Below are 23498 nucleotides of genomic sequence, written 5' to 3'. Positions count from 1 at the left end.
GATCAGACCGCGCGCTTCTTCAGCTTGCGGCGCTCTCGCTCGGACAGTCCGCCCCAGATGCCGAACCTCTCGTCATTGGACAGGGCGTACTCGAGGCACTCGGAGCGCACCTCGCAACCGACGCAGACCTTCTTGGCCTCGCGCGTGGAGCCGCCCTTCTCCGGGAAGAACGCCTCCGGGTCGGTCTGGGCGCAGAGCGAGCGCTCCTGCCAGGAGAGCTCACCCTCCTGCTCACCCGTGTCCGACCAAACCACCATCAACTCGTGCATGACCCCTCCTCGACCCTGACGTGCACCTAGTGGATGCACTGTCGCACCGAGCGAGTTCGTTCTCCGGAGGTTCTGGACAAATTGGTCCATTGATTCCAGAAGCACGGCCCCGACCGAATACAACAATGAAATTACATGCGTGTCATACGCCCTGAGTCAAGCCCGTTGGTGATATTCGAGGGCAGAAGTCCCAGGACCCACCCCGCGCGAGCAGCAGGGGGCGGCCTGCTGAGAGGATCGGCGCATGCGCATCACCGCTCTCGCCGGAGGAGTCGGCGGCGCCCGGTTCCTCCGAGGCCTTCTCCACCACGCCCGACAGACCTACCCCCTGTCGCCGGATTCCGATCCTCTGCAGCTGACCGTCATCGGCAACACCGGCGACGACATCACGCTCTTCGGGCTGAGGGTGTGTCCTGACATAGACACGCTGCTCTACACGCTGGGCGGTGGCATCCACGAGGGCCAGGGCTGGGGGCGCTCCGACGAGTCCCACCACCTGGCCGAAGAGCTCGCCGCCCTGGGGGCGGAGCCGCAGTGGTTCACGCTCGGCGACAAGGACTTCGGCACCCACGTCTACCGCTCGCAGCTGCTCGGCCAGGGTATGCCGCTGAGCGCGGTCGTCGACCGGCTCTCGGCCCGCTGGGGTCTCGGCGACCTCGGGGTCCGGCTCCTGCCCATGACCGACACCCCGGTCGAGACCCACGTCGTGGTGACACCCGAGGGCGAGCCGGATGGTGAGCAGCGCGCGATCCACTTCCAGGAGTGGTGGGTGCGGCACCGGGCCGAGCTGCCGGCCGAGCGGTTCGTCGTGGCCGGCCTCGACCGGGCGGCCCCGGCGCCCGGCGTGCTCGACGCCATCCGCGAGGCCGACGTCGTCATCCTCCCGCCCAGCAACCCGGTCGTCTCGATCGGCATCATCCTCGGCGTCCCCGGCGTGCGCGACGCCCTGCGCGGCACCCGGGCCCCGGTCATCGGGGTCTCCCCCCTGGTCGGAGGACGGCCGGTGCGCGGGCACGCCGACGTCTGCCTGCGCACGATCGGGGTCGAGGAGACGAGCGCCGGCGTGGCGGGCCTCTACGCGGACTTCCTCGACGGCTGGCTCGTCGACGAGGACGACCCGATGCCGGGTCGCCGGGGTCTCGAGGTCGTCCGTCGTCCCCTGCTCATGAGCTCGGTCGAGGCGGCAGCCGACATGGCCGGCGCCGCCCTCGAGCTCGGCCTGCGACTGCGTGCGGAGCGGGCACCCGCGTGAGCGCACCGGTCACGATCACCCCGCTCACCGGCATACCCGAGGTCCGTGAGGGCGACGACCTCGCCGACGTCGTCCAGGTCGGCCTCGACCACGCCGGCGTGCGGCTGGCCGACGGTGACGTCGTCGTCATCTCGAGCAAGGTCGCGAGCAAGGCCCTCGGCCTCGTCACGCACGACCCGGACAAGGACCGCGTCGTGCGGGGGGAGACCGAGTACGTCGTCGCCGAGCGCGCGGTCGGTGACCGTGTCACGCGCATCGTCCGGGCCAAGGCCGGCCCGATCATGGCGGCGGCCGGCGTCGACGGCTCCAACACCGGAGACCGCGGAGGGTGGCTCCTGCTCCCCCATGACCCCGACGGCGTCTGCGAGCGCGTCCACCAGGCGCTGACGGCCCGACACGGGGTGCGGCTCGGAGTCGTGCTCAGTGACACCGCCGGCCGGGCGTGGCGCGTGGGCCAGGTCGACTTCGCCCTCGGCGCCCACGGGCTCCGCGTCCTCGACGACCTCCGCGGGGGCAGCGACGCCGACGGCAAGCCGCTCGAGGTGACGGCCCGCGCGGTCGCCGACGAGATCGCAGCGGCCGCCGACCTCGTCAAGGGCAAGGTGGCTGCCGTGCCAGTCGCCGTGCTCCGCGGCATCCCGGGGCTTCTCGTCGACGAGCCCCTCGAGTCACACCCCCGCGGACGCGACCTCGTGCGCACCGGCCCCGGCGACTGGTTCGGCTACGGCCGGGTCGAAGCCGTGCGGGCCGCACTGGGCATCGAGCCCGGCAGTCCCGAGGCGCGCGCCGTCGGGGTCGCGCCCGCGGGCGACGACACCCGACTCGACGCGGTGTCGCGGGCCGTGCGGGTCGCGCTGCACGGCGTCGAGTCCGGCACCGCCGACGTCGGCCGTCTCTCGGTCACCCTCGGTGCCGACAGCCCCTACGAGCTCGGCCGGCTCGTCGCACGCCTCACCACCGCCCTCTGGTGCGAGTGGCTCGTCGGCGAGGCCGGCCCACCATCGGCCGACGGCCTCTCGGCCGTCGTCCACGTCACGGGGGCACACTCGACCTGAAGGCTCCCGCCTCAGCCGACGGTGAAGACGACCTTGCCGAAGACGTCGCCGTCGACCATCCGGGCGAAGCCGTCACGGGCGTCGGCCAGGGGCATCACGGAGTCGACCACGGGCTCGATGCCCCGCTGGTCGACGAGGCGGGCCAGGTGCGCCAGCTCCTCGCGGGTGCCCATGGTCGAGCCGACGACGCGCAGCTGCTTGAAGAAGATCTTCGTCAGCTCGGCCTTGGCCGGTGCGTCGCCCGAGGTGGCGCCGGAGATGACGATGGTGCCGCCGGGACGCAGCGAGTTGACCGAGTGCGACCAGGTGGCGGCGCCGACGGTCTCCATGACGGCGTCGACGCGGTCCGGGAGCCGCTCGCCGGAGCCGAACACGCGGTCGGCGCCGATCTCGAGCGCCCGCTGCCCGCGAGCCTCGTCGCGGGAGGTGGCCCACATCCGGTAGCCCGCTGCCGAGCCGAGCTGGATGAGCGCGGTGGCGACTCCGCCCCCGGCGCCCTGGACGAGCACCGTGCCTCCCGGCTGCACACCGGAGTTCGTGAAGAGCATGCGGTATGCCGTGAGCCACGCCGTCGAGAGGCACGCGGCCGTCTGCCACGACATCGACCCCGGCTTGGGGACGACGTTGCCGGTGGGCACGAGGACCTTCTCGGCGAGCGTGCCGTCGTGGAGCTCCGACAGGAGCGTGCGCCGTGGGTCGAGGGTCTCGTCCCCGCGCCAGCCGTCCGAGGGGACGACGGCGTGGACGATGACCTCGTTGCCGTCGGCATCGACCCCGGCGCCGTCGCACCCGAGGACCATCGGCAGCCGGTCGGGCGAGAGCCCCACCCCGCGCAGGGACCAGACGTCGTGGTGGTTGAGCGCAGCCGCGCGCAGGTCGACGACGCTCCAGCCCGGACGGGTCTCGGGATCGGGGCGGTCGCCCACGACCAGGCCGGAGAGCGGGTCGGAGGCGGACTGACTGACGGCGTAGGCAGCGAGCATCCCAGCACCATAGTGACCGAGCTCCTCCCTGCGCCCCGGTAGGGTCCTGCCCGTGACCGACAACACGCCCGTGCGCAGCGCGGCCCGTCCCGTGCCGTCGATGACGAGTGCCGGCGGCGTCGACGCGCAGTCCGTGGCCCTCGTGGCCGTCTTCACCGCGCTGCTGGTGGCAGCGGCCGTCGTGCCGGGCATCCCCCTCGGCGGGCTCGGCGTGCCGATCACGCTGCAGACCCTGGCCGTCATGCTCACCGGCCTCGTGCTCGGCCCGCTGCGCGGCGGTCTCGCCGTCCTGCTCTACCTGCTCCTGGGCTTCGTCGGCCTGCCCGTCTTCAGCCGCGGCCAGTCGGGGCTGCAGGTGCTGAGCGGTCCGACCGCCGGCTACCTCGTCTCGTTCCTCGTGGCGGCGGTCGTGGTGGGACTCGCGGCGCAGGTGACCGTCCGGCGTGCCCGGCGCTCGCTCTGGGTGGCGTTCCTGCTCGTGGCCTCCTTCGCCGCGACCGTCGCGGTCGTCCACGTCCTCGGCGTGCTGGGCCTCATGGTCAACCTCCGGCTGTCGCTGTCGGCCGCCGTCAGCGCCGACCTGCCCTTCCTGCCCGGTGACCTCGTCAAGGATGTCGTCGCGGTCGTCGCGGCCGTCGCCGTGCACCGCGCCTTCCCCGACGTGCTCGCCCGCCCTCGCGCAGGTGCTCGCGCGGGTTCTCGCACGTGACCTCTCCGTGACGGAGGTCCGCCTCGACGCGGCCACGGTCACGGTGCCGGGCGACGGCACGGACCGGGGCCCGCGCACGATCCTCGGCCCGGTCGATCTGGTCCTGACCGAGCGCCGGGTGAGCGTCGTGGGGGCCAACGGCTCGGGCAAGTCGACGTTGCTCCGGCTGCTCAACGGGCTCGTGTCCCCCACCGCCGGGGCGGTCACGGTCGACGGCCTCGACACCGTCCGCGAGGGATCACGGGTGCGCCGACGCGTGGCCTTCGCGTTCACCGACCCGATCTCGCAGCTCGTGATGCCGACGGGTCGGGAGGACGTCGAGCTCTCGCTCCGTCGACTGCATCGGTCCCGCAGCGACCGCCGGGCCGCGGCCGAGGGGGTGCTCGGGCGCTTCGGGCTGTCCCACCTGGCCGACCAGAGCGTCTACGACCTGTCCGGCGGGGAGCGCCAGCTGATGGCGCTCGCCGTCGTCCTCGCGACCGACCCCGTCCTGCTCGTCCTCGACGAGCCGACGACGCTCCTCGACCGGCGAAACACCCTTCGGCTGCGCGCGATGCTCGACGCGCTCCCCCAGACCGTCGTGCTGGCGACCCACGACCTCGACCTCGCGGCGGCGTCCGACCGCACCCTCGTCGTCGACGAGGGACGCATCGTCTTCGACGGCCGACCGCGAGCCGCCGTGGAGCACTACCTCGCACTGGTCGACGAGCCGTGAGGGAGCCGGGGCTCTTCACCGCCTACGTGCCGGGCACGTCGATCGTGCACCGGATGCCCTTGTGGCTCAAGCTCGGCGGCGTCCTTGTCGTCGGGGCCCTTCCCTGGATCGCCCCGCCCACGTGGGTGCTCGCACTCGTCACGGTGGCGCTCGCCGGGGTCGTCCTCGTCGCCCGCCTGCCGGCGCGTCGCCTCCTGCGTTCGCTGCGGGGGCTGCTGCCGGTCCTCGTCCTGCTGCTGGTCTTCCAGTGGTGGTCCCACGACCTGGCGTATGCCGTCCGCGTCGTCCTCGGCATCGTCAACGCGTTCGTGGCCGCCGGCATCCTCACCGTCACGACGCCCGTCACCGACCTGCTCGACGGCACGGTGCGCGCGGCCCGGCCGCTGCACCGTCTCGTCGACCCCGAGGTCGTGGCCCTCACCCTGGGCGTCGTCGTGCGGTCGATCCCGTGGGTGGCCGGGTCCTTCTCCAGCGTGCGCGAGTCGGCTCGGGCGCGCGGCCTGGACCGCAACCCGCGCGCCGTCGTCGTCCCGACGGTCGTGCACGTCGTGGCCTTCGCCCGTTCCACCGGGGAGGCCCTGGCCGCGCGGGGCCTCACCGACCCGCGCGACGACGCTCCCGGTCCCGAGCGGACCGGGAGCGACCCGAGGCCCTAGCAGGAGGACGCAGTCACAGGCCCGACGACGTGCCCGGCGACGCGCCCGGTCACCTGACCGGCCACGGCGGCAGCCACGGCCGGCGCCACGCGGTCGTCGAAGACGCTGGGCACGATCCGATCAGCGGTCGGGGCGTCCACGAGGTCGGCGATGGCATACGCGGCGGCGAGCTTCATCTCCTCGGTGATCCGGCGTGCACCCGAGTCGAGCGCCCCACGGAAGATGCCGGGGAAGGCGAGCACGTTGTTGATCTGGTTCGGGAAGTCCGAGCGGCCCGTGGCGACCACCTCGGCGAACCGGGCGGCCACGACGGGGTGCACCTCGGGGTCCGGGTTGGCGAGCGCGAAGATGATGGCCCGCGGCGCCATCCGCAGGAGGTCGCGCTCGGCCACGGTGCCACCGGAGACGCCGATGAGGACGTCTGCGGCGCACAGCGCGTCCCCGATCGAGCCGGTGACCCCGCGCGGGTTCGTGAGGTCGCGCAGCTGCTGCTTGTGCGGCACGAGATCCACGCGGTCTGGCCCCAGCACGCCACGCGAGTCGACGACGACGACGTCCTCCACTCCTGCGGCGAGCAGGATCCGGCTCACGGCGACGCCGGCAGCGCCGGCTCCCGACACCACGACCGTGAGCGCGGCGAGGTCCTTGTCGACGACTCGGACGGCCCCGAGCAGGGCGGCCAGCGCGACGATCGCCGTCCCGTGCTGGTCGTCGTGGAAGACGGGGATGTCGAGGCGCGCCTGCAGGCGGCGCTCGATCTCGAAGCAGCGCGGGGCCGAGATGTCCTCGAGGTTGATGCCTCCATAGGTGGGGGCGATCCGCACCACCGCGTCGACGATCTCCTCGACGGTGCCCGTCTGCATGCACACCGGCACCGCGTCGACGTCGGCGAAGTGCTTGAAGAGCACCGCCTTGCCCTCCATGACGGGCATGGCGGCCAGCGGCCCCACGTCGCCCAGACCGAGGACCGCGGTGCCGTCGCTGACGACGGCGACGGTGTTGCGACGGCTCGTGTAGACGGCCGCGAGCGTGGGGTCGGCCGCGATGGCGCGTGAGACCTGCGCGACGCCGGGGGTGTAGAGGAGGGAGAGGTCGGCTGCGTCTCGCAGGTCCGACGTGGCGTGCACCCCGAGCTTGCCCCCCTCGTGGGCCCGGAACACCGGGTCGCTGGGGTCGAAGAGCTGGGTGATGGGCAACGCACTCATGCTGGGACACCTCGTTCGCACGGAGAAGACGAGGGCAGGCGCCCTCACTGGTGAGACAGTGCCGGGGGTCTGGCCTGCAAGCTCGTTCTCGCGACGGGGGTTGCCCGAAGTCGCCATCATGGCACGCCGGCCTCCCGGACCCAAGGGCCGCGAGGCCGCTGTGACGGCTCTCTCAGCCCTGGTCGGCCCCGGTCCCGATCGAGGTGAGCAGGGCGTCGACGACGCGCGGGTCGTACTCGTAGCCCAGGCCGAGGTAGATCCGCTCCACGGCGGCCTCCCGGGCCCGCGCGCTGCGCGCCCCGGCCGTGAGGTCCTCGTAGGCGTTGACGACCTTGACGATGCGGCTCGTCAGCGGGATCTCCTCGCCGAGCTCGCGCACCTGCCGGTAGGGCGTGGTCTGGTGCTCCAGGATCTGCGCGACGCCTTCGAAGACACCGGTCTCGCGGACGATCGCCACGGTGTCGGCCTCGATGCGGCGCTGGTCGGCCGGGGCCGCGAGGACGGTGGCTCCCCCGGGGATCGGCTCGACGAGGGCCACCTGTCCGATGTCGTGCAGCAGGGCGGCGTACTCCAGGTCGAGCAGCTCCCGCTCGGACAGGCCCAGCTCGCGGCCGACCCGCACGGCGAGGGCGGCCACCCGCTCGGAGTGGCCGGCCGGGGTGTAGCCCGCCGCGTCGGTCAGGCGCGAGAGGGTCCGGATGCTCTGGAGGTAGGTGGCCCGGATGCTGACGTACCGGCGGAACGCAAAGAGGGTGAGCACGAGCGGCATGAGGAAGAGCGGCAGTGCGGCGATCCCCATCGCCGGGGCCGCGAGCGCGATGAGGACGCCGGTGACGGCCACGGCCATCGACATGGCGAACGACGAGCGGACCTCCTCGACGAAGGTGCGTCGCAGGTTGGCCGTGGCCGACAGGGCCCGCAGGACCGACGTGAAGAGCGTGTCGGCGACGAGGGCGAGCATCGTGATGCCCAGCATCAGGGCGGCCTGCTGCCACGGCACGAGGCCGTCGGTCGGGGCCGGGGTGCCCGGTGACTGGCCCAGGTGCACGTCGCGGTAGAGGATGGTCACGACGGCGATCGCCACCAGGCGCCCGGTCGTCTCGACGATGTTGGCCTCCCGACCGGCCAGCACGCGCGTTGCCGTCCCGACGGTCATCGCGACGGTGGACACGGCCAGGACGAACGCCGCGCCGTAGGAGACGAAGTGTCCTTCGGGGATCTCGGTCGTCAACGCCAGGCCGAAGGCACTGGCCATCGCCATGGGCGCCGAGCCGCGGAAGCCCGGCGCCGACAGCAGGAACCACTCGCCGAGGACGATGGCCACCGCGAAGGCCGCGACGACCCCCAGGCCCTCCTGGGTGCCTCCGGCCGGCAGGTCCCCGGTGACGAAGGTGACCACGACGGAGACCAGCAGGCCCACGAGTCCCAGCACGAGGGCGAAGGGGCGACGGGCTGCGCCGATCACCGGCTCACCCCGGTGGAGGCGGCATGCGGACGGCCGTGCTTCTCCAGCACGGCCAGAACGGCGGTGACGACCGCCGGGTCGAACCGACCGGGGTCGGACTGGAGGGCCCGTGCGACGACCGCGGTGTCGGTGTCCCACTGGGTCTCGCCCGTGGCCTCCAGGAGGTCCTCGACGGCCGAGGTGACGGCCACGATCCGGGCCGCGACCGGGATGTCCTGCCCGACCAGGCCGTCCGGCCGCCCGCCGCCGTCGAAGCGCTCGTGCTGGTGCCGGATGCCGGAGCGGGCGTCCTCGAGGAAGTCGATGCCCTCGATCATCCGGGCTCCCATGACGCAGTGCCGGTCGATGACGCGTCGCTCGGCGACGCTGACCGCCTCGGGGGCACGGCGCAGCAGGCGGGTCGGGACTCCGAGGTGGCCGATCTCGTGCAGCGTCGCTGCATACCTCACGGTCTCGATCTGGTGGGGCCCGAGACCGAGCTCCTCCGCGACCCACTCGGCGAGCCGAGCCGCCCGTCGGCTGCGAGGCACGGCCGGCGGCTCCTTGGTGCCGAGCGCGGTCACGAGCGTGTCGATGGTCCGTTCGTGCGAGCGGACCTCCTCGCCGTACTGGATGAAGGCCCACCGGGCCGCGAGGAGCGGCGCCATGATGAGCAGCGCGCTCGACGCCCCGAGGTCGACGGGGTACCACAGCACGACGAAGAGGAAGCCGATGACCCCGTAGCCGATGTACGCGAGACCCGAGCCCGCGAGCACCGATCGCACCAGCACGAGGAAGGGGACCCCTTGGTCGAAGTGGAACACGCCGGCGATCACGAGCGCGTTGACGAGGCAGCCCACGACGTCGGCGGCCACGAGCGGCAGGCCGACGTGCAGCGCGAGCTCCGCCGGGCCCACGAGGGTGTCCGGCGCGGTGTTCCCGCCGACGAGGCGGTAGACGACCGCACCCGAGGCGCCGACGAGCCCCGTCATGGACATGTTGAAGACCGTCGCGGACCAGCGGCGCTGGTCGCGGTCGACGGCAGTCGACACCACCCCCACCAGCCAGGACCCGAAGACTCCCGTGATGACGGCCGACGCCAGCAGGATGATGGACAGGAACGAGAAGCCGAAACGCGAGCTCACGGCGGGCTCACGCAGCTGGAAGCTCAGGACTCCCATGGCCACCAGGAGTGCCAGGGGGCCGAGCTGTGGCGGGCCTTCGACGATCCACGCCCAGGCACCGACGCCGAGGGACACGAGCAGGACGAAGGCCAGATAGGCACGAAGACGCATCGGGGCCCGCCCTCTCTCCCGATCCGGGCCGTCACGCTCACTCACTGGGTCACGCTAACGCGACGGCACCGGGACAGGTCGCAACCTGTCCCGGTACCAGTCAGCGCACGGGGTCGGTCAGCCCGGCCACGTCCACGTGTTGGCGAAGTAGGTGATCGCACGCGTCGTGAAGTCGTTGGCGGCGAGGGCGGAGAGCAGGGCAGCGAACATGTTGGGGGCTCCTTCATTGCATTGATGTTCCGGATGCGTGCGCCATGGAGGGGCGGTGCTCGCGGCAGCACAGAACAACCGAGGTTTCCCTCAGCGCTCAGGATGCCAACAATAAGGATGCGCACGGAAGTAGACCCGGCCGTAACGGACGGATCTATACCAAGATTTTAAGGTTCAGGGGCCGGGGTCGCTACCGAATTGGGTGCACGGGTGCCGATGTGGAAGAATCGGGGCTTCGTGCCCGAACGGGCGCGAGCACCCGCAGGACCAAGGAGAGCCGACGATGAGCAAGCGCGCCCGCAAGCGCCGCTCCCGCAAGGGCAACGCCGCCAACCACGGCCGCAAGCCCAACGCCTGAGCCGCAGACGTCAAAGGCCCGCACCCGATCATCTCGGGGCGGGCCTTCGTCGTGTCCGGTGACGGTCGGGTGGGCTCGCAGGCCTAACCGCGGTCGACCTGGATGACGGTCATCGAGATGCGCGACATGATCGTCATCCGCAACGCCTCGGGCGCCTGCTCGCACTCGCAGGAGCGCTTGATGAGCGACTTCAGCGTCGTGTCGAGGTCGTACTCCTTCAGGCACGGGCCGCACTCGTCGAGGTGCGCCTGGATCTTTGCGCACTCGTCGGGGCCGAGCTCGCCGTCGAGGTACTCGTAGACCCGCAGCAGAGCCTCGGAGCAGTCGGTGCGCGAGGCCCCGTCGCCGCTCGGCGTCGACGCTCCGGCTGTCGTGTGGTCGCTCATGACCGACCTCCTTCGGCGCCCGCGCCGTCGGAGGTGCCGGCGGCAGCGAAACCGCGGTCAGCGGCATACTCCGAGAGCAGCTCGCGCAGCTGGCGTCGTCCCCGGTGCAGGCGACTCATGACGGTACCGATGGGTGTTTCCATGATCTCGGCGATCTCCTTGTAGGAGTAGCCCTCGACGTCGGCGAAGTAGACCGCGAGGCGGAACTCCTCGGGGATCGCCTGCAGGGCCCGCTTGACGTCGCTGTCCGGGAGGTGGTCGAGCGCCTCCGCCTCTGCGGAGCGCAGGCCCACCGACGTGTGCGACTCGGCACGAGCCAGCTGGTAGTCCTCGATCTGGGCTGCGTCGGACTCGAGCGGCTGGCGCTGCTTCTTGCGGTAGCTGTTGATGTAGGTGTTGGTGAGGATGCGGTACATCCACGCCTTGAGGTTGGTCCCCGGCTTGTACTGGTGGAAGGCGGCGTAGGCCTTGGCGAACGTCTCCTGGACGAGGTCCTCGGCGTCGCTCGGGTTGCGCGTCGTGCGCAGGGCCGCGCTGTAGAGCTGGTCGAGCAGCGGCATCGCCTCGCGCTCGAAGCGCGCCCGGCGCTGCGGCTCGCTCTCGCTCGCCACGTCGACGCTCGCGTCTGCACGCGCGACGTCCTCGGGGTCGGTGCCGAACCCGAGCAGGGGCTCCGTGGCTGCCTCGGCGGGATCGGTGCTGGGGTCCGCAAGGCGCACGGCGGCGCTCGGATCGGTCTTCTTGTCCTTTGCCATCGCCTCCCAGCCTAGACCGACGGGCTGTGGCAGCAGAGCGCGCGCAGCGGGCACGGTCGTGACGCTCTCGGGCTCACGGGTGGGGCAGGTGACCATGCCCCCTGCAACGACGCCTAGCCGGGGAGCATTCCCGCGATGCGCGTCAGCGCCTCCGTGAGGGCACTCCGGGAGCTGCGCGGGAAGCTGTGGGCACCCGGCACCTCGAGGAGCGTGGTCCCGTGCGGGAGGTGCGGCCGCACCTCGTCCGGGGTGCCGAACGCGTCGGTCGCGCCCTGGACGACCCAGGAGGGGTCTGGGGCGAGGGCGAGCTCGTGCGCGCGGAGCTTGTCGGGCTGCCCGGGCAGGTGCAGGGGGAAGCTGAGCAGCAGGGCCGCGTCCGCCTCGAGTGGACCGGCCGTGCGGCACGCCACCCGGGCGCCGGCGCTGCGCCCTCCGAGAACGAGTGGCCTGGGCAGCCGGCCGCGTCCGGTGAGCAGCGCCTCGACGATGGGCACCCAGGCGGCGTCGAGCGTGGGCGGACGTCCGGCCACCCGGCGGCCCGCCACGAGCCAGGGCTGCTCGACGAGCACGACGGCCCAGCCGGCACCCACGAGGACCTCGCGGGCGATGGCGAGGTCGATCGCGCCGAGCCCTCCCCCGGCGCCGTGGCCCAGAGCCACGGTGCCGCGCGGACTCGACGGGCGCCGGACGTGGGCGCGTCCAGGGCCTCCCGGCGTCTCGATCTCGCGGACGGTCTCGCGGATCGGGGCGCTCATGCGCCGAGCACCTCGCCCGTCATCGGGTCGACGACGCCCTCGAGCTCGGACTCGGGAACCGGCTCCACGAGCGACGGACCGTTGTTGCGGGTGGCGCCGACGGCGCGGCTGACGGGGTAGGCCTCGAAACGTCCGGGCTCGGCGAACTCGAGGACGCTCTGGACGTAGCCGGGGTCCTTCTCCTCGGGGTCGAGCCACTGCTCCCACTGCGCGGGCTCGAGGACGAGGGGCTGGCGGTCGTGGATGCGGTCCATGCCGGGGTCGGCCGCCGTGGTGATGACGGTGAACGTCGTGAGCCACGCGCCCGGGTCCCCGTCGGGCAGCTCCCGGTCGCGCCAGAACTCGTAGAGACCGGCGAAGGCGACGGGTGCACCGTCGGCGCGGTGGACGAAGAAGGGCTGCTTGCGCGGCTTGCCCTTGGCATCCACGGCCGTCGGCGACACCTGCCACTCGTACCAGCCCTCCGCCGGGACGATGCACCGACGCGACAGGGCGGCCTTGGCGAAGGCGCCCTTGCCGAGGACGGACTCGGCGCGGGCGTTCGTCATGCGCAGCCCCATCTTGACGTCCTTGGACCAGGACGGCACGAGGCCCCAGGTCAGGAGCCGGAGCTGGCGGGTGGGCTGGACCTGGTCGCCGGCGTCCTCGCTCGACTCGTCACCGCGGGGCCGACGGGTCAGCACGACGGGCGCCTGCTTGGAGGGCGCCATGTTCCAGTCGGGCTCACCGGCCGGTGGGCTCTGGGGACTCTTGAGCACGCTGCGCGCGGGCTCGCCGGTGTGGTCCTCGTCGACGTCGAAGGCTTCGATGAGCTCGTCGGGCCGCGCGCTCGCGGCATACCTCCCGCACATGCGCCACAGCGTATGCCGGGTCGCCCACGAGCGGTCCGGACATGGGCGTGCGCCCGGGACCTACGGGTATGTCGATACCGTAGGTGTCCACACGTCCACGATGGCCACGGCGCGCTCCGGCGCGCTGCGACCAGAGGAGGAAACCGTATGATCGTCCGCCGTCTCGCCCGCCCGCTGCTCGCGTCCGTCTTCGTCGCGGCAGGGGTCGAAGCCCTGCGCAACCCCGCCGCCCGCACCCCACAGGCCGCCCACCTGCTCCAGAAGGTCCCGGGCCAGGTTCCGGGGGCGGAGGTAGCCGCGAAGGACCCCGACCTCTTCGTCCGGGTCAACGGTGCCGCCCTCCTGGGCGGGGGCCTCCTCCTCGCCACGGGTCGTATGCCGCGTCTCGCCTCGACCGTGCTCGCTGCCTCCGTCGTCCCGACCACGGCCATCGAGCACGCGTTCTGGGAGGAGACCGACCCGACCCGCAAGGCGCAGAGCCGCAGCCTCTTCCTCAAGAACGTCGGCCTGCTCGGTGGCCTGCTTCTCGCCGCCGTCGACACCGAGGGTCGCCCCGGCCTCGCCTGGCGTGCCCAGCACGCCACGAGGACGACGCGTCGCGAGGCCCGCCACGCCCAGCGGACCGCCAAGCGCGAGGCGCGCCTGCTCGCCCACCGAGCACAGGACGTCGTGAGCTGAGTTGAGCCCCACCGATCCAGCGCCTCACCCGATGTCCGTGACGACCGGCACGACCGGCACGACCGGTCACGGCACCTCGTCGACGGTGCCCGACTGGTCGGCTCCGGTCGCGCCGGGCCCGCTCGACGCGACCGTCGTCCTCCCGGGCAGCAAGTCCCTGACGAACCGCTACCTCGTCCTCGCCGCGCTGGCGACCGAGCGGTCGCGCCTCCGGGCCCCGCTCCGGTCGCGCGACACGCTGCTGATGGCCGATGCCCTGCGGTCGCTGGGGGTGCGGATCGACGACGTCGCGCCCGAGGGTGAGGCGGTGGCCGGCGACGTGCCCGACTGGGTCGTCACGCCGCCCGAGACGCTGACCGGTGGGGTCGGCATCGACTGCGGCCTGGCCGGGACGGTCATGCGTTTCCTCCCGGCGGTCGCCGCTCTCGCCGACGGGCCCGTGCGCCTCGACGGGGACCCGCAGGCGCGGGTGCGGCCCATGGGTCCGGTCATCGACGCCCTGCGGGCCCTGGGCGCCGACGTCGACGACGACGAGGGACACCTCCCCGTGACGGTCAACGGCCGCGGGCGCGTGCCGGGCGGATCGGTGACGATGGACGCCTCGGCGTCGTCGCAGTTCATCTCGGCGCTGCTGCTGGCCGGCGCGCGCTACGACGACGGTGTCACGGTGCACCACGACGGCAAGCCGGTGCCCAGCGAGCCGCACATCCTCATGACGGTGGAGACGTTGCGCGACGCCGGCGCCATCGTCGACGACAGCGAGCCCAACACCTGGCGCGTCGAGCCGTCCGACATCAACGCCCTCGACGTCTCGGTCGAGCCCGACCTCAGCAACGCCGGGCCCTTCGTCGCAGCGGCGCTCGTCGCCGGCGGGACGGTCCGCGTTCCCGGGTGGCCGCAGCACACGACCCAGGCCGGGGACCTCCTGCGCGAGATCCTCGACACCATGGGCGCCGACGTGCGGCTCGACCGCTCCGGCCTCACCGTCGTCGGCAGCGGCGAGCTCGTCGGCATCGACATCGACCTGCACGACGCCGCGGAGCTGACCCCCACGGTGGCCGCGCTCGCCGCCCTCGCCTCGACCCCGACCTGGATCCGCGGCGTCGCCCACATCCGCGGGCACGAGACCGACCGGCTCGCGGCACTGACCGCGGAGCTCAGCGGTGTCGGAGCCACGGTGGTCGAGACCGCGGACGGCCTGCGGATCGCGCCGGCGCGCTTGCACGGCGGGCGTTTCCGCACCTACCACGACCACCGGATGGCCACCGCCGGCGCGATCATCGGCCTGCGCGTGCCCGGCGTGCACGTCGAGGACATCGACACGACCCGCAAGACGCTCCCCGACTTCGTCGGACTGTGGCGGGGCATGCTCGACCGTTCCGCCCCGGTCGTGCTCGCGCGATGAGCTGGCGGGACCTCGACGAGGGCGACATCCGGGTCCGCCCGAGTCGCAAGGGGTCCAGGCCCCGCACGAAGGAGCGTCCCGCGCACGCCGACGCGGTGGTCGCCATGGTGATCGGCGTCGACCGCGGTCGCTACACGTGCCTCATCCCCAAGGGGGTCCTCGGCAAGAAGGAGCCCGAGCGCGTCGTCACGGCCATGAAGGCCCGCGACATCGGGCGCACCCGGGTCGTCGTCGGTGACGACGTCGCCCTCGTCGGCGACCTGGCGGGCGGGCCCGACGCGCTCGCCCGCATCGTGCGCATCGAGGAGCGACGTTCCGTCCTGCGTCGCACGGCCGACGACACCGATCCCTACGAGCGGATCATCGTGGCCAACGCCGACCAGCTCGTCATCGTCACCGCGCTCGCTGACCCCGAGCCTCGTCCACGCATGGTCGACCGGTGCCTCGTCGCCGCCTACGACGCCGACCTCGAACCCCTGCTGGCCCTGACCAAGGCCGACCTCGTCGATCCCGCCGAGTTCCTCGCCAACTACACGCCGCTCGAGGTCGAGCACGTCGTCACCTCGTGGAAGGACGGCGACTTCTCGGGGCTCGACGCCCTGCGCGCCAAGCTCTCGGGCAAGGTCTCGGTCCTCGTCGGCCACTCCGGAGTCGGCAAGAGCACCCTGGTCAACGGCCTCGTTCCCGGAGCCCTGCGAGCCACGGGCATCGTCAACGACACGACAGGACGCGGGCGGCACACGTCCACGAACGCGGTCGCGCTGCGCCTCCGGGGCGCCGACGGCTCCGACGACGGCTGGGTCATCGACACGCCGGGCATCCGTTCGTTCGGACTCGCCCACATCGACGTCGACCACATCATCGACCACTTTCCCGACCTGGCGGAGGGCACGGACGGCTGCCCTCGCGGGTGCACCCACGACGAGGAGGAGTGCGCGCTCGACGCCTGGGTGGCGGGCGGGCACGCCGGACCCGCAGGCCCGTCACGGCTCGAGTCGCTCCGACGGCTGCTCAGCAGTCGGAGCACGACCGAGGAGCACTGAGCCGCAGCGGCATACGCCCTCGGCCCCAGTCCCCCACCGCTGCCCGATGCCGCTAGGTTGACCCGGTGACCTCCTACGACGACGACCTCCGTCTGGCCCACGTCCTCGCGGATGCCGTCGAGCGGGTGACGATGGCGCGCTTCCGGGCCGCCGACCTCGTCGTCGAGAGCAAGCCGGACCTCACACCCGTCACCGACGCCGATCGCACGGCCGAGGAGGTCGTCAGGCACCAGCTGAAGCGCACGCGCCCGCGCGACGCCGTGGAGGGTGAGGAGTTCGAGACGACCGGTCATGGCCACCGCCGCTGGATCATCGACCCCATCGACGGCACCAAGAACTTCGTGCGCGGCGTGCCCGTGTGGGCCACCCTCATCGGGCTCGTCGTCGACAACGTGCCGGTGCTCGGCCTCGTGGCGGCGCCCGCCCTCCAGCGGCGCTGGTGGGCGGCCACCGGTTCAGGCGCCTGGACGGGACGCTCGCTCTCGTCCGCCCGCCGGATCTCCGTGTCGCAGGTCGGCCGGCTCGGCGACGCGTCGCTGTCGTACTCCTCCCTCGCCGGCTGGCGCGTGCGCGGCCGCCGCGACGACTTCCTCGACCTCATGGACGACTGCTGGCGCACCCGCGCCTACGGCGACTTCTGGTCCTACATGCTCGTCGCCGAGGGAGCCGCCGACATCGCGGCCGAGCCAGAGCTCGCGGTCCACGACATGGCCGCCCTCGTCGCGATCGTGCAGGAGGCCGGCGGCCGCTTCACCGGCCTCGACGGCCGCGACGGCTGCTGGAGCGGCAACGCGCTCGCGACCAACGGACTGCTGCACGACGAGGTGCTCTCCCGGATCGGGATGCCGTCCGCGTGAGACCGGTGCCTGGGCGTCACTGGGCGAGTCGCCCTGCGCAGCTTAGCCTTTCGGCATGACCACCCACGTCGGCGACTCGTCTGACCCGTCCGGCTCGCCAGCCTCCCCCGCGACGGTCCGCCCGGCCCACACCGGCGACGTCCCCACCCTCGCTGCGGTCGCAGCGGCGACGTTCGGACTCGCCTGCCCTCCATCGATGAGCCCGAGCCGGGTCGAGGCGTTCATCGGCGAGGTCCTCTCGCCCGAGCGTTTCGCCGACTACGTCGCCGACCCCGCCCGTCACGTCCTCCTGGCCGAGCGCGCGGGCGTCGCGCTGGGCTACGCCATGCTCGTCGGGGGCGAGCCGTCCGACGACGACGTCCGGGCCGCCATCCGGCTCCGGCCGACGGTCGAGCTCTCGAAGATCTACGTGCTGCCACAGGCGCACGGCACCGGTGCCGCTGCGCTGCTCATGGCCCAGGCCCTTGAGTGGGCGCGGGCGTCCGGCGCGAACGGGGTGTGGCTCGGCGTCAACCAGCAGAACGAGCGGGCCCAGCGCTTCTACGGCAAGAGCGGTTTCGAGCGCGTGGGCACCAAGCGGTTCCTCGTCGGCGGCGTCCACGAGGACGACTACGTCATGGAGCGCCGCGTCGGCGGGGAAGCAGGGGTCACGGGTCGGTGACGACGGTGACGGGGCCGAGGCCGAGGGCCTCGACCGCCCCGAGGTGCGCTGCGGCGTCGCCGACCATGACGACGGTCCATCCGGCGCCCGGCTCGCCCACACCGATGCCGGCCTCCTCGGTGAACCTCGCGTAGGCGGCATCGACGCGGTTGCGGTCGACCGTTGCCAGATCACGCAGGTTGGCCGTGGTGAAGGCCGTCGTGCGACCGTCGAGCGCCATGCCGACCGCTTCGTCGGCGATGGCGTCGGCGGTGGCGTAGCGACCCGGGGCGGTCTTGGAGATGAAGTCGACGCCGGAACGGATCTCCTTGTCGCTGAATCCTTCTCGGCCGCCCTCGAGGATCTCGACGAGCAGACGGAGTGACTCGGCTGTGGAGTCCGCACGGACCGAGCCGGAGGTGAGGAAGACACCACCACGGCGGCGCGGGCGGAAGCTCGACCGGATGCCGTAGGTGTAGCCCTTCTCCTCTCGCAGGACCGCGTCGATGCGGGCGTTCGGCGAGCCCCCGAGGACGAAGCCGAGCACCGGATAGGGCGCCCATCCGCCCTCGACGGACCGGTCGGGACCCGGGGCGCCGATGACGAACTCGGTCTGCACCGAGCCCGGTCGCGACACGAGCACGATGCGGCTGCGGTCGGGGGCCAGCACTGCGGCGTGCTGGAGGTGGCGCTCACGGTGGCGCGGCCCCTTGACCCACCCGCCGAGGGCCGCCTCGACGAGCACCGGCACGTCCAGGCCGGCGAGGTCGCCGGCGACGACGACGGTCACGCCGGAGGCCACGACGTGCTCCGCGTGGAAGGCGGCGACGTCGTCCCTGGTGATGGAGGACACCGTGTCACGCGTGCCGCCGGTGGGTCGCGACGACCGGTCGTCGGGCGCGTAGAAGGTGCGGACGAACTCGAGTCCCGCACGGTGCGCGGCGATCGAGCGCTCCTGCTCGATCTCGGCGATCCGGGTGCGGACCTGGCGGGCGACCTCGACCTGCGGGAAGGCAGGCTCCGTGAGGATCTGCCGCAACAGGTCGAGTGCCGGCTCGAGGTTGCCCTTGACGACGTCGAGGTCGATCGAGAGGCCGGCGTCCGCCATTCCGGAACCGAAGCTGACGCCCTTGCGCTCGAGCAGCCGCGCGAACTCCTCGGCGGTGTGGTTCTCGGTGCCCTCGTCGAGGGTGCGAGCCATGATGGAGGCCACCCCCTCGCGCTGCCGAGGCTCGTCACGCAGGGAGACCGGCAGGCCGAGCCGGACCGAGACGACGTACTGGCCCGGGACGTCGTAGGTGATCAGGCGCAGACCGTTGGGCAGGTCGTAGGTGCTGCCCTCGGGGAACTGCCATGGTTCGGGCGGCGCGACGACGGGGCGGGCGACGGTGCTCATGAGGCCTCCTCCGACTCTCGGCGGGTCGTGGCGGCCGCGCCGGTCGTGTCGGTCGTGTCTGTCGGTTCGGTCGTGCCTGTCGCCGTCGTGTCCTCGGCCAGGGTCGGCACGTCGACACCGCCGCTCGCCTCGGTGAGGTAGCGCACGACCGCCCGCGACCCGGGGGCGAGCCACGCCGCGGCAGCCGCCTTGGCCTGCTCGGCGGTCACGGAGCGGATGCGGTCGACGAAGGTGTTGACGTAGGTCGCGTCGCCCGTCAGCAGCGCGTGGTGGCTGATGTGGTCGGCACGCTCCTCGATGCTGGCGAGTGCACTGAGCCACGAGCGCTCGGTGTCGGCGATGACGGACTCCAGCTCTGCGGCATCGGGGCCCTCGTCGACGAACCGGCGGATCTCCTCGCACACGGCATCCTCGATCTCCTGGACGTCCGCACCGGCGGACACGTCCACGGTGATCGTGCCGAGTCCCGAGCCGTCCACCAGGCCCATGGTCCAGCCGCCCACGGCGACAGCCGTCTCGTCGGTGCGCACGAGCCGACGGACGAGCCGCGAGCTGGCCAGTCCGCCGAGGACGTCGACGGCCACCTGGCACGCGAGGTAGTCGGGGGTGGTGTCGACCGGTAGCCGGAAGCAGATGTAGAGGCGGTCGTTGGGCACGTCGCCGACCCTGTCGAGGTGCACGGGCTCGGCGAGCGGCGGCAGCTGAGGATGGCGTTCCCGCGGCTGCAGCTCGATCGCCGGGAGCGGGCCGAAGTACCTCTCGGCGGCGGCGAACCCCTCCTCGGGCGAGACGTCGCCGACGAGGGTCAGCACGGTGTTGTTGGGCCCGTAGTGGGCGCGGTAGAAGGCGTGGACGTCCTCGAGCGTCGCGGCGTCGAGGTCCTCCATCGACCCGATCGTCGGGTGGTGGTAGGGGTGGTCCGGCGGGAAGACGGTCGCGTAGATGTCGATGAGCGCCGACCCGTAGGGCACGTTGTCGTAGCGCTGGCGCTTCTCCTCCTTCACGACGTCACGCTGGTTGTCGAGGTTCTCCTGCGTCAGGGCGTCGAGCAGGTGGCCGTGCCGGTCGGCCTCGAGCCACAGGGCCAGCTCGAGGGCCCCGGTGGGGACCGTCTCGAAGTAGTTGGTGCGGTCGAACCACGTCGTCGCGTTGAGTCGCGCCCCCTCGTCCATGAGGGCCGAGAAGTGCTCGCCCGAGGCGACGTTGCGGCTGCCCTGGAACATGAGGTGCTCGAAGAGGTGGGCGAAGCCGGTGCGGCCGGGGGTCTCGTGCCGGGAGCCGACCCCGACCCAGAGGTTCACCGCGACGTTGGGCACCGTGTGGTCCTCGCTGACGATGACGTGCAGGCCGTTGGCCAGCGTGCGCTCGACGAGCGGGTAGGAGATCGCTGTCACGGGCTCGACCTTATGCGACGGAGCGGGAAAGATGAGGGGCCACGATCGCCTACGGTGGCCATCGGCCCGCGGAGAGTGCGCAGGGCGCACCCGCCACCGAACCGTCAGGAGCCAGCTCACATGTCCACCCATGACGCGGACGGCACCGGGACGGGCGCCTCGAGGACGGCGGCCGTGCGTCGTTTCGGACCGCTGCTGCTCGCCGTCCTCGCCTTCCTGGTGTTTCGCGCGGTGACGTTCGACGACGGCACCCGCGACCTCGCAGCCGGCCAGTGCGTCACGGCGAACGACGCCGACGACGTGCGGACGGTCGACTGCGAGGACCCCTCCTCCCTCGGCAAGGTCGTCTTCGTGCAGCGGAACGCCTTCACGGACGACGCGTCGGTGCGTCGCCTGTGCGCTGAGCACGGGTCAACACGGGCCTTCACGAGTGCGCTGTCCCAAGGCGGTACGGGAACGGTCGTGTGCGTGGTGGGCGGGCCCTGAGCGGGAGCACCCGCCGCGGCACTTCGCTCACTCATAACTGATAGTTATTCTGTTTCTACTTTGCATCACCAATCGGTATGATCAGCCCATGGAAGGAACACCGGAGGACGTCCTGCTCGACACGATCCGCGCCGGCGTCATCGGCGAGGACCAGGTGATGCACGGCCCCTACGGTCCGCGGCGCGTCACCTACGCCGACTACACCGCCTCCGGCCGCGGCCTGTCCTTCATCGAGGACTTCATCCGCGACGAGGTGCTCCCCCGCTACGCCAACACGCACACCGAGAGCTCGGGTACGGGCCTGCAGACGACTCGTCTGCGCGAGGACGCCCGCCGGACGATCCGTGACGCCGTGGGTGGTGACGACGAGACGGTGGTCGTCTTCGCCGGTTCAGGGTGCACGGGAGCCATCGACAAGCTCGTCGGCATCCTCGGTCTGCGCATCCCCTCCAACTTCGAGGACCGTTGGCACGCCAGCGATCTCGTCCCTGCCGACCAACGCCCCGTCATCTTCATCGGCCCCTACGAACACCACTCCAACGAGGTCATGTGGCGTGAGTGCGTCGCCGACGTCGTCGTCATCCCGCAGGACCTCGACGGACACGTCGACATCGCCGTGCTGCGTCAGCGTCTCGTCGAGCACGCCGAGCGCCCGCTGCGCATCGGCTCCTTCTCGGCGGCGAGCAACGTCACGGGCATCGTCACCGACACCGACGCCATCTCGTCGCTGCTCCACGAGCACGACGCCCTCGCGTTCTGGGACTACGCCGCCGCGGCCCCCTACGTCGACATCGAGATGTACGGCCGCGGCGGCCGCGGCGTCGCAGACCCCGCGGCATACAAGGACGCCGTCTTCCTGAGCCCCCACAAGTTCATCGGCGGCCCGAGCACACCCGGCGTCCTCGTCGTGCGCCGCGAGCTGATGACCAACCGGGTGCCCGACGTGCCGGGCGGCGGCACCGTCGCCTACGTCAACCCCGACGACCACGACTACCTCAGCGACCCCGCGCACCGGGAGGAGGGCGGCACCCCGGCCATCATCGAGTCGATCCGCGCCGGGCTCGTCCTCAAGCTCAAGGAGGCCGTCGGCGTCCCGACGATCCGGGCCCGTGAGGACCGCTTCCTCCAGCGCGCCGTGGCGGCCTGGCGGGACGAGCCCGCGATCGAGATCCTCGGCAACCTCGACGCCGAACGGCTCTCGATCGTCTCCTTCGTCGTGCGCGCGCACGGCGAGCGCTACCTGCACCACAACTTCGTCGTCGCCGTCCTCAACGACCTGTTCGGCATCCAGGCCCGGGGCGGGTGCTCGTGCGCCGGCCCCTACGGCCACTACCTGCTCGGCATCGACCTCGAGCGCTCCCACGAGTTCGAGCGGGAGATCGGGCGCGGCTGCGAGGGCATCAAGCCGGGATGGGTGCGCGTCAACTTCAACTACTTCATCTCCGACGTCGTCGCCGACTACGTCATCGAGGCGGTACGCCTTGTCGCGCGGGACGGCTGGCGCCTCCTCGGTGACTACGTCTTCGAGCCGGCGACGGGCCTGTGGAAGCACCAGGACGGCCCCGTCGAGCCGCCCCTGCGACTTCACCAGGTCACCTTCGAGGGGGGCCACCTCACCTACCCGGCGCAGCACGAGAGGTTGGGTGAGGACGCTCTCGACGGTCACCTCGCCGACGCTCGCGCAGTCCTCGCCGCTGCGACACCCGAGCGGTGCGACGAGGCCCACGTCAACGCCGACTTCGACCACCTGCGGTGGTTCGAGCTCCCGGTCCGCAGCCTGTCCCGCTGACCGAGCCCGGCCGGCCCTGGGCGTCGACGCCGGTGGGCGTCACGGGGCCATCGCGGCATACCCCGTGAAGTCGTGCACGGCGATGCCGGCATAGCTCGCGTAGGCGCTCGCCCCCGAGTCCACCTGTGCGAGCTGATCGTCCATCCGGGTGAGGGTCTGGCCGTAGAAGGTCTGCTTGACCTCGGTCGGGTCGCTGCCGAGGTAGGTCGTCTCCTGCCCGATGCGCACCGGCTTGCCCATGGCGGCGGCCGAGGCGAGCTCCGACGCAGCGATGGCGAGGGTGCCGTCCGTCCCGGCTGCGGTGTTGCGGTAGGCCATGAGCGTGACGGCCGAGACGCGGCGCATCGTCTCCTTGTCGAGCGTCGACCTCCTGCCCGCCTTGATCTGGTCGAACCAGAACGGGATGTCCGCCTCGACGGGACGCGCGCCGCTCGCCGACACGAGCCGGTCGAGCATCGAGAGGTACCTCGACACGGTCGTCGACTGACTCGTCGTCCAGGCCGTCGTCGTCCACGGCTCGACATCGACGTGCAGCCCGGTGAACAGGCCCGTCGCGATGGTCGGGTTGACCCAGTGGTCGACCGCCCACGTCGGGTTGTCGACCCAGCCGGGGTCGCCGCCGAGCGCGTCGACGCGCAGTCCTGCAGAACGGGCCTGCGTCGCGAGGTCGCGCACCTTCGGCAGGCTCGGGCTCGTCGTCAGGTCGGCGGGCACGGCCACGAAGAGCGTGCCGACACCACGGGTCCGGGCGAGCTGGACGACGGACCCGGCGTCGGTCCACGACCAGACCCACATCGCGCGGCCCGGCGCCGTCGCGGCGGCCGACGGCTGCGCCGACAGCACGACCGACCCGACCATGAGCACGAGCATCGCAGCCGCGGCCGACAGCCTTGGTCTCGATGACATGACGCA

General features: G+C 72.0%; 25 protein-coding genes. 13 read left to right on the top strand and 12 right to left on the bottom strand.

The features are described from left to right. Positions 1–2 precede the first annotated feature (2 nt). Complete coding sequence (locus ABD831_RS06685; protein ID WP_020143018.1) at positions 3–269, bottom strand: WhiB family transcriptional regulator; 267 nt, start codon at positions 267–269, stop codon at positions 3–5. Between the two features lie 244 nt (positions 270–513). Between ABD831_RS06685 and cofD the strand changes: the two genes are divergently transcribed. After that, complete coding sequence (gene cofD / locus ABD831_RS06680) at positions 514–1521, top strand: 2-phospho-L-lactate transferase (RefSeq protein WP_344943414.1); 1008 nt, start codon at positions 514–516, stop codon at positions 1519–1521. Then, complete coding sequence (locus ABD831_RS06675) at positions 1518–2576, top strand: coenzyme F420-0:L-glutamate ligase (RefSeq protein ID WP_344943411.1); 1059 nt, start codon at positions 1518–1520, stop codon at positions 2574–2576. The genes cofD and ABD831_RS06675 overlap by 4 nt, the downstream gene beginning before the upstream one ends. 11 nt (positions 2577–2587) lie before the next feature. Here the strand turns inward: ABD831_RS06675 and ABD831_RS06670 are convergent, their stop codons facing one another. Next, positions 2588–3559 (bottom strand): zinc-binding dehydrogenase, encoded by a 972-nt coding sequence (locus ABD831_RS06670; protein ID WP_344943408.1) that lies wholly within the window; start codon positions 3557–3559, stop codon positions 2588–2590. A gap of 52 nt (positions 3560–3611) precedes the next feature. Between ABD831_RS06670 and ABD831_RS06665 the strand changes: the two genes are divergently transcribed. Genes ABD831_RS06665 through ABD831_RS06655 form a run of 3 tightly spaced genes read left to right on the top strand, consistent with a single transcriptional unit; the run spans position 3612 to position 5639 of the window. Next, positions 3612–4268, top strand: a complete 657-nt coding sequence (locus ABD831_RS06665) for a biotin transporter BioY (protein WP_344943405.1) — start codon at positions 3612–3614, stop codon at positions 4266–4268. A 7-nt stretch (positions 4269–4275) separates the two neighbouring features. After that, a complete protein-coding gene (locus ABD831_RS06660; protein ID WP_344943401.1) occupies positions 4276–4983 on the top strand; it encodes an energy-coupling factor ABC transporter ATP-binding protein in 708 nt (235 codons plus the stop codon). Further along, positions 4980–5639 (top strand): CbiQ family ECF transporter T component, encoded by a 660-nt coding sequence (locus ABD831_RS06655; protein WP_344943398.1) that lies wholly within the window; start codon positions 4980–4982, stop codon positions 5637–5639. Before ABD831_RS06660 ends, ABD831_RS06655 begins: the two co-directional genes overlap by 4 nt. On the opposite strand, the gene ABD831_RS06650 is transcribed toward ABD831_RS06655, so the two are convergent. From ABD831_RS06650 to ABD831_RS06640, 3 genes are all read right to left on the bottom strand, one after another. After that, positions 5636–6844 (bottom strand): NAD(P)-dependent malic enzyme, encoded by a 1209-nt coding sequence (locus ABD831_RS06650; protein WP_344943395.1) that lies wholly within the window; start codon positions 6842–6844, stop codon positions 5636–5638. The genes ABD831_RS06655 and ABD831_RS06650 overlap by 4 nt on opposite strands. A 172-nt stretch (positions 6845–7016) precedes the next feature. After that, positions 7017–8309, bottom strand: a complete 1293-nt coding sequence (locus ABD831_RS06645; RefSeq protein WP_344943391.1) for an HD-GYP domain-containing protein — start codon at positions 8307–8309, stop codon at positions 7017–7019. Further along, a complete protein-coding gene (locus ABD831_RS06640) occupies positions 8306–9583 on the bottom strand; it encodes an HD-GYP domain-containing protein (protein ID WP_344943388.1) in 1278 nt (425 codons plus the stop codon). The genes ABD831_RS06645 and ABD831_RS06640 overlap by 4 nt, the downstream gene beginning before the upstream one ends. Before the next feature lie 493 nt (positions 9584–10076). Between ABD831_RS06640 and ABD831_RS22225 the strand changes: the two genes are divergently transcribed. Next, on the top strand, positions 10077–10151 hold the full coding sequence (locus tag ABD831_RS22225; RefSeq protein WP_369791897.1) for a 50S ribosomal protein bL37: 75 nt from the start codon (positions 10077–10079) through the stop codon (positions 10149–10151). An 83-nt stretch (positions 10152–10234) separates the two neighbouring features. On the opposite strand, the gene rsrA is transcribed toward ABD831_RS22225, so the two are convergent. The 4 genes from rsrA to ABD831_RS06620 are packed head-to-tail and all read right to left on the bottom strand — an operon-like array spanning position 10235 to position 12898. After that, complete coding sequence (gene rsrA, locus ABD831_RS06635; protein WP_344943385.1) at positions 10235–10537, bottom strand: mycothiol system anti-sigma-R factor; 303 nt, start codon at positions 10535–10537, stop codon at positions 10235–10237. Beyond that, positions 10534–11388: a sigma-70 family RNA polymerase sigma factor gene (locus ABD831_RS06630; protein ID WP_344943382.1), complete on the bottom strand. Its 855-nt coding sequence runs from the start codon at positions 11386–11388 to the stop codon at positions 10534–10536. The genes rsrA and ABD831_RS06630 overlap by 4 nt, the downstream gene beginning before the upstream one ends. A gap of 17 nt (positions 11389–11405) precedes the next feature. After that, positions 11406–12047 carry an alpha/beta hydrolase family protein gene (locus ABD831_RS06625; protein WP_344943379.1) on the bottom strand — a complete coding sequence of 214 codons (642 nt, stop codon included), beginning with the start codon at positions 12045–12047 and terminating at the stop codon, positions 11406–11408. After that, entirely contained in the window at positions 12044–12898 is an 855-nt protein-coding gene (locus ABD831_RS06620) for an SOS response-associated peptidase (protein ID WP_344943376.1), read from the bottom strand. Before ABD831_RS06620 ends, ABD831_RS06625 begins: the two co-directional genes overlap by 4 nt. A 147-nt stretch (positions 12899–13045) precedes the next feature. Between ABD831_RS06620 and ABD831_RS06615 the strand changes: the two genes are divergently transcribed. From ABD831_RS06615 to ABD831_RS06595, 5 genes are all read left to right on the top strand, one after another. Beyond that, positions 13046–13576, top strand: coding sequence for a DoxX family membrane protein (locus ABD831_RS06615; RefSeq protein WP_344943373.1), 531 nt, complete (start codon positions 13046–13048; stop codon positions 13574–13576). Between the two features lie 31 nt (positions 13577–13607). Beyond that, positions 13608–14981, top strand: a complete 1374-nt coding sequence (gene aroA / locus ABD831_RS06610) for a 3-phosphoshikimate 1-carboxyvinyltransferase (protein WP_344943369.1) — start codon at positions 13608–13610, stop codon at positions 14979–14981. Next, entirely contained in the window at positions 14978–16024 is a 1047-nt protein-coding gene (gene rsgA / locus ABD831_RS06605; RefSeq protein ID WP_344943366.1) for a ribosome small subunit-dependent GTPase A, read from the top strand. The genes aroA and rsgA overlap by 4 nt, the downstream gene beginning before the upstream one ends. Positions 16025–16089: 65 nt before the next feature. Then, on the top strand, positions 16090–16881 hold the full coding sequence (gene hisN / locus ABD831_RS06600) for a histidinol-phosphatase (protein ID WP_344943363.1): 792 nt from the start codon (positions 16090–16092) through the stop codon (positions 16879–16881). A 55-nt stretch (positions 16882–16936) separates the two neighbouring features. Continuing rightward, entirely contained in the window at positions 16937–17542 is a 606-nt protein-coding gene (locus tag ABD831_RS06595; RefSeq protein ID WP_344943360.1) for a GNAT family N-acetyltransferase, read from the top strand. On the opposite strand, the gene ABD831_RS06590 is transcribed toward ABD831_RS06595, so the two are convergent. After that, entirely contained in the window at positions 17529–18917 is a 1389-nt protein-coding gene (locus ABD831_RS06590) for a M16 family metallopeptidase (RefSeq protein WP_344943357.1), read from the bottom strand. The genes ABD831_RS06595 and ABD831_RS06590 overlap by 14 nt on opposite strands. Beyond that, complete coding sequence (locus ABD831_RS06585; protein WP_344943354.1) at positions 18914–20311, bottom strand: M16 family metallopeptidase; 1398 nt, start codon at positions 20309–20311, stop codon at positions 18914–18916. Before ABD831_RS06585 ends, ABD831_RS06590 begins: the two co-directional genes overlap by 4 nt. A 120-nt stretch (positions 20312–20431) precedes the next feature. Here ABD831_RS06585 and ABD831_RS06580 point away from each other — a divergent pair, with 120 nt between their 5' ends. Further along, entirely contained in the window at positions 20432–20797 is a 366-nt protein-coding gene (locus tag ABD831_RS06580) for a hypothetical protein (protein WP_344943352.1), read from the top strand. 88 nt (positions 20798–20885) lie between these two features. Then, positions 20886–22586, top strand: a complete 1701-nt coding sequence (locus tag ABD831_RS06575; RefSeq protein WP_344943349.1) for an aminotransferase class V-fold PLP-dependent enzyme — start codon at positions 20886–20888, stop codon at positions 22584–22586. 39 nt (positions 22587–22625) lie between these two features. Here the strand turns inward: ABD831_RS06575 and ABD831_RS06570 are convergent, their stop codons facing one another. After that, positions 22626–23492 (bottom strand): hypothetical protein, encoded by an 867-nt coding sequence (locus ABD831_RS06570; RefSeq protein WP_344943345.1) that lies wholly within the window; start codon positions 23490–23492, stop codon positions 22626–22628. Positions 23493–23498: the final 6 nt, after the last annotated feature.

This window comes from Terrabacter ginsenosidimutans (genome assembly GCF_039539425.1).
GTDB classification, from domain to species: domain Bacteria; phylum Actinomycetota; class Actinomycetes; order Actinomycetales; family Dermatophilaceae; genus Terrabacter; species Terrabacter ginsenosidimutans.
Note: the sequence above shows the minus strand (reverse complement) of the source record. Positions and strands in the feature narration are given on the sequence as shown.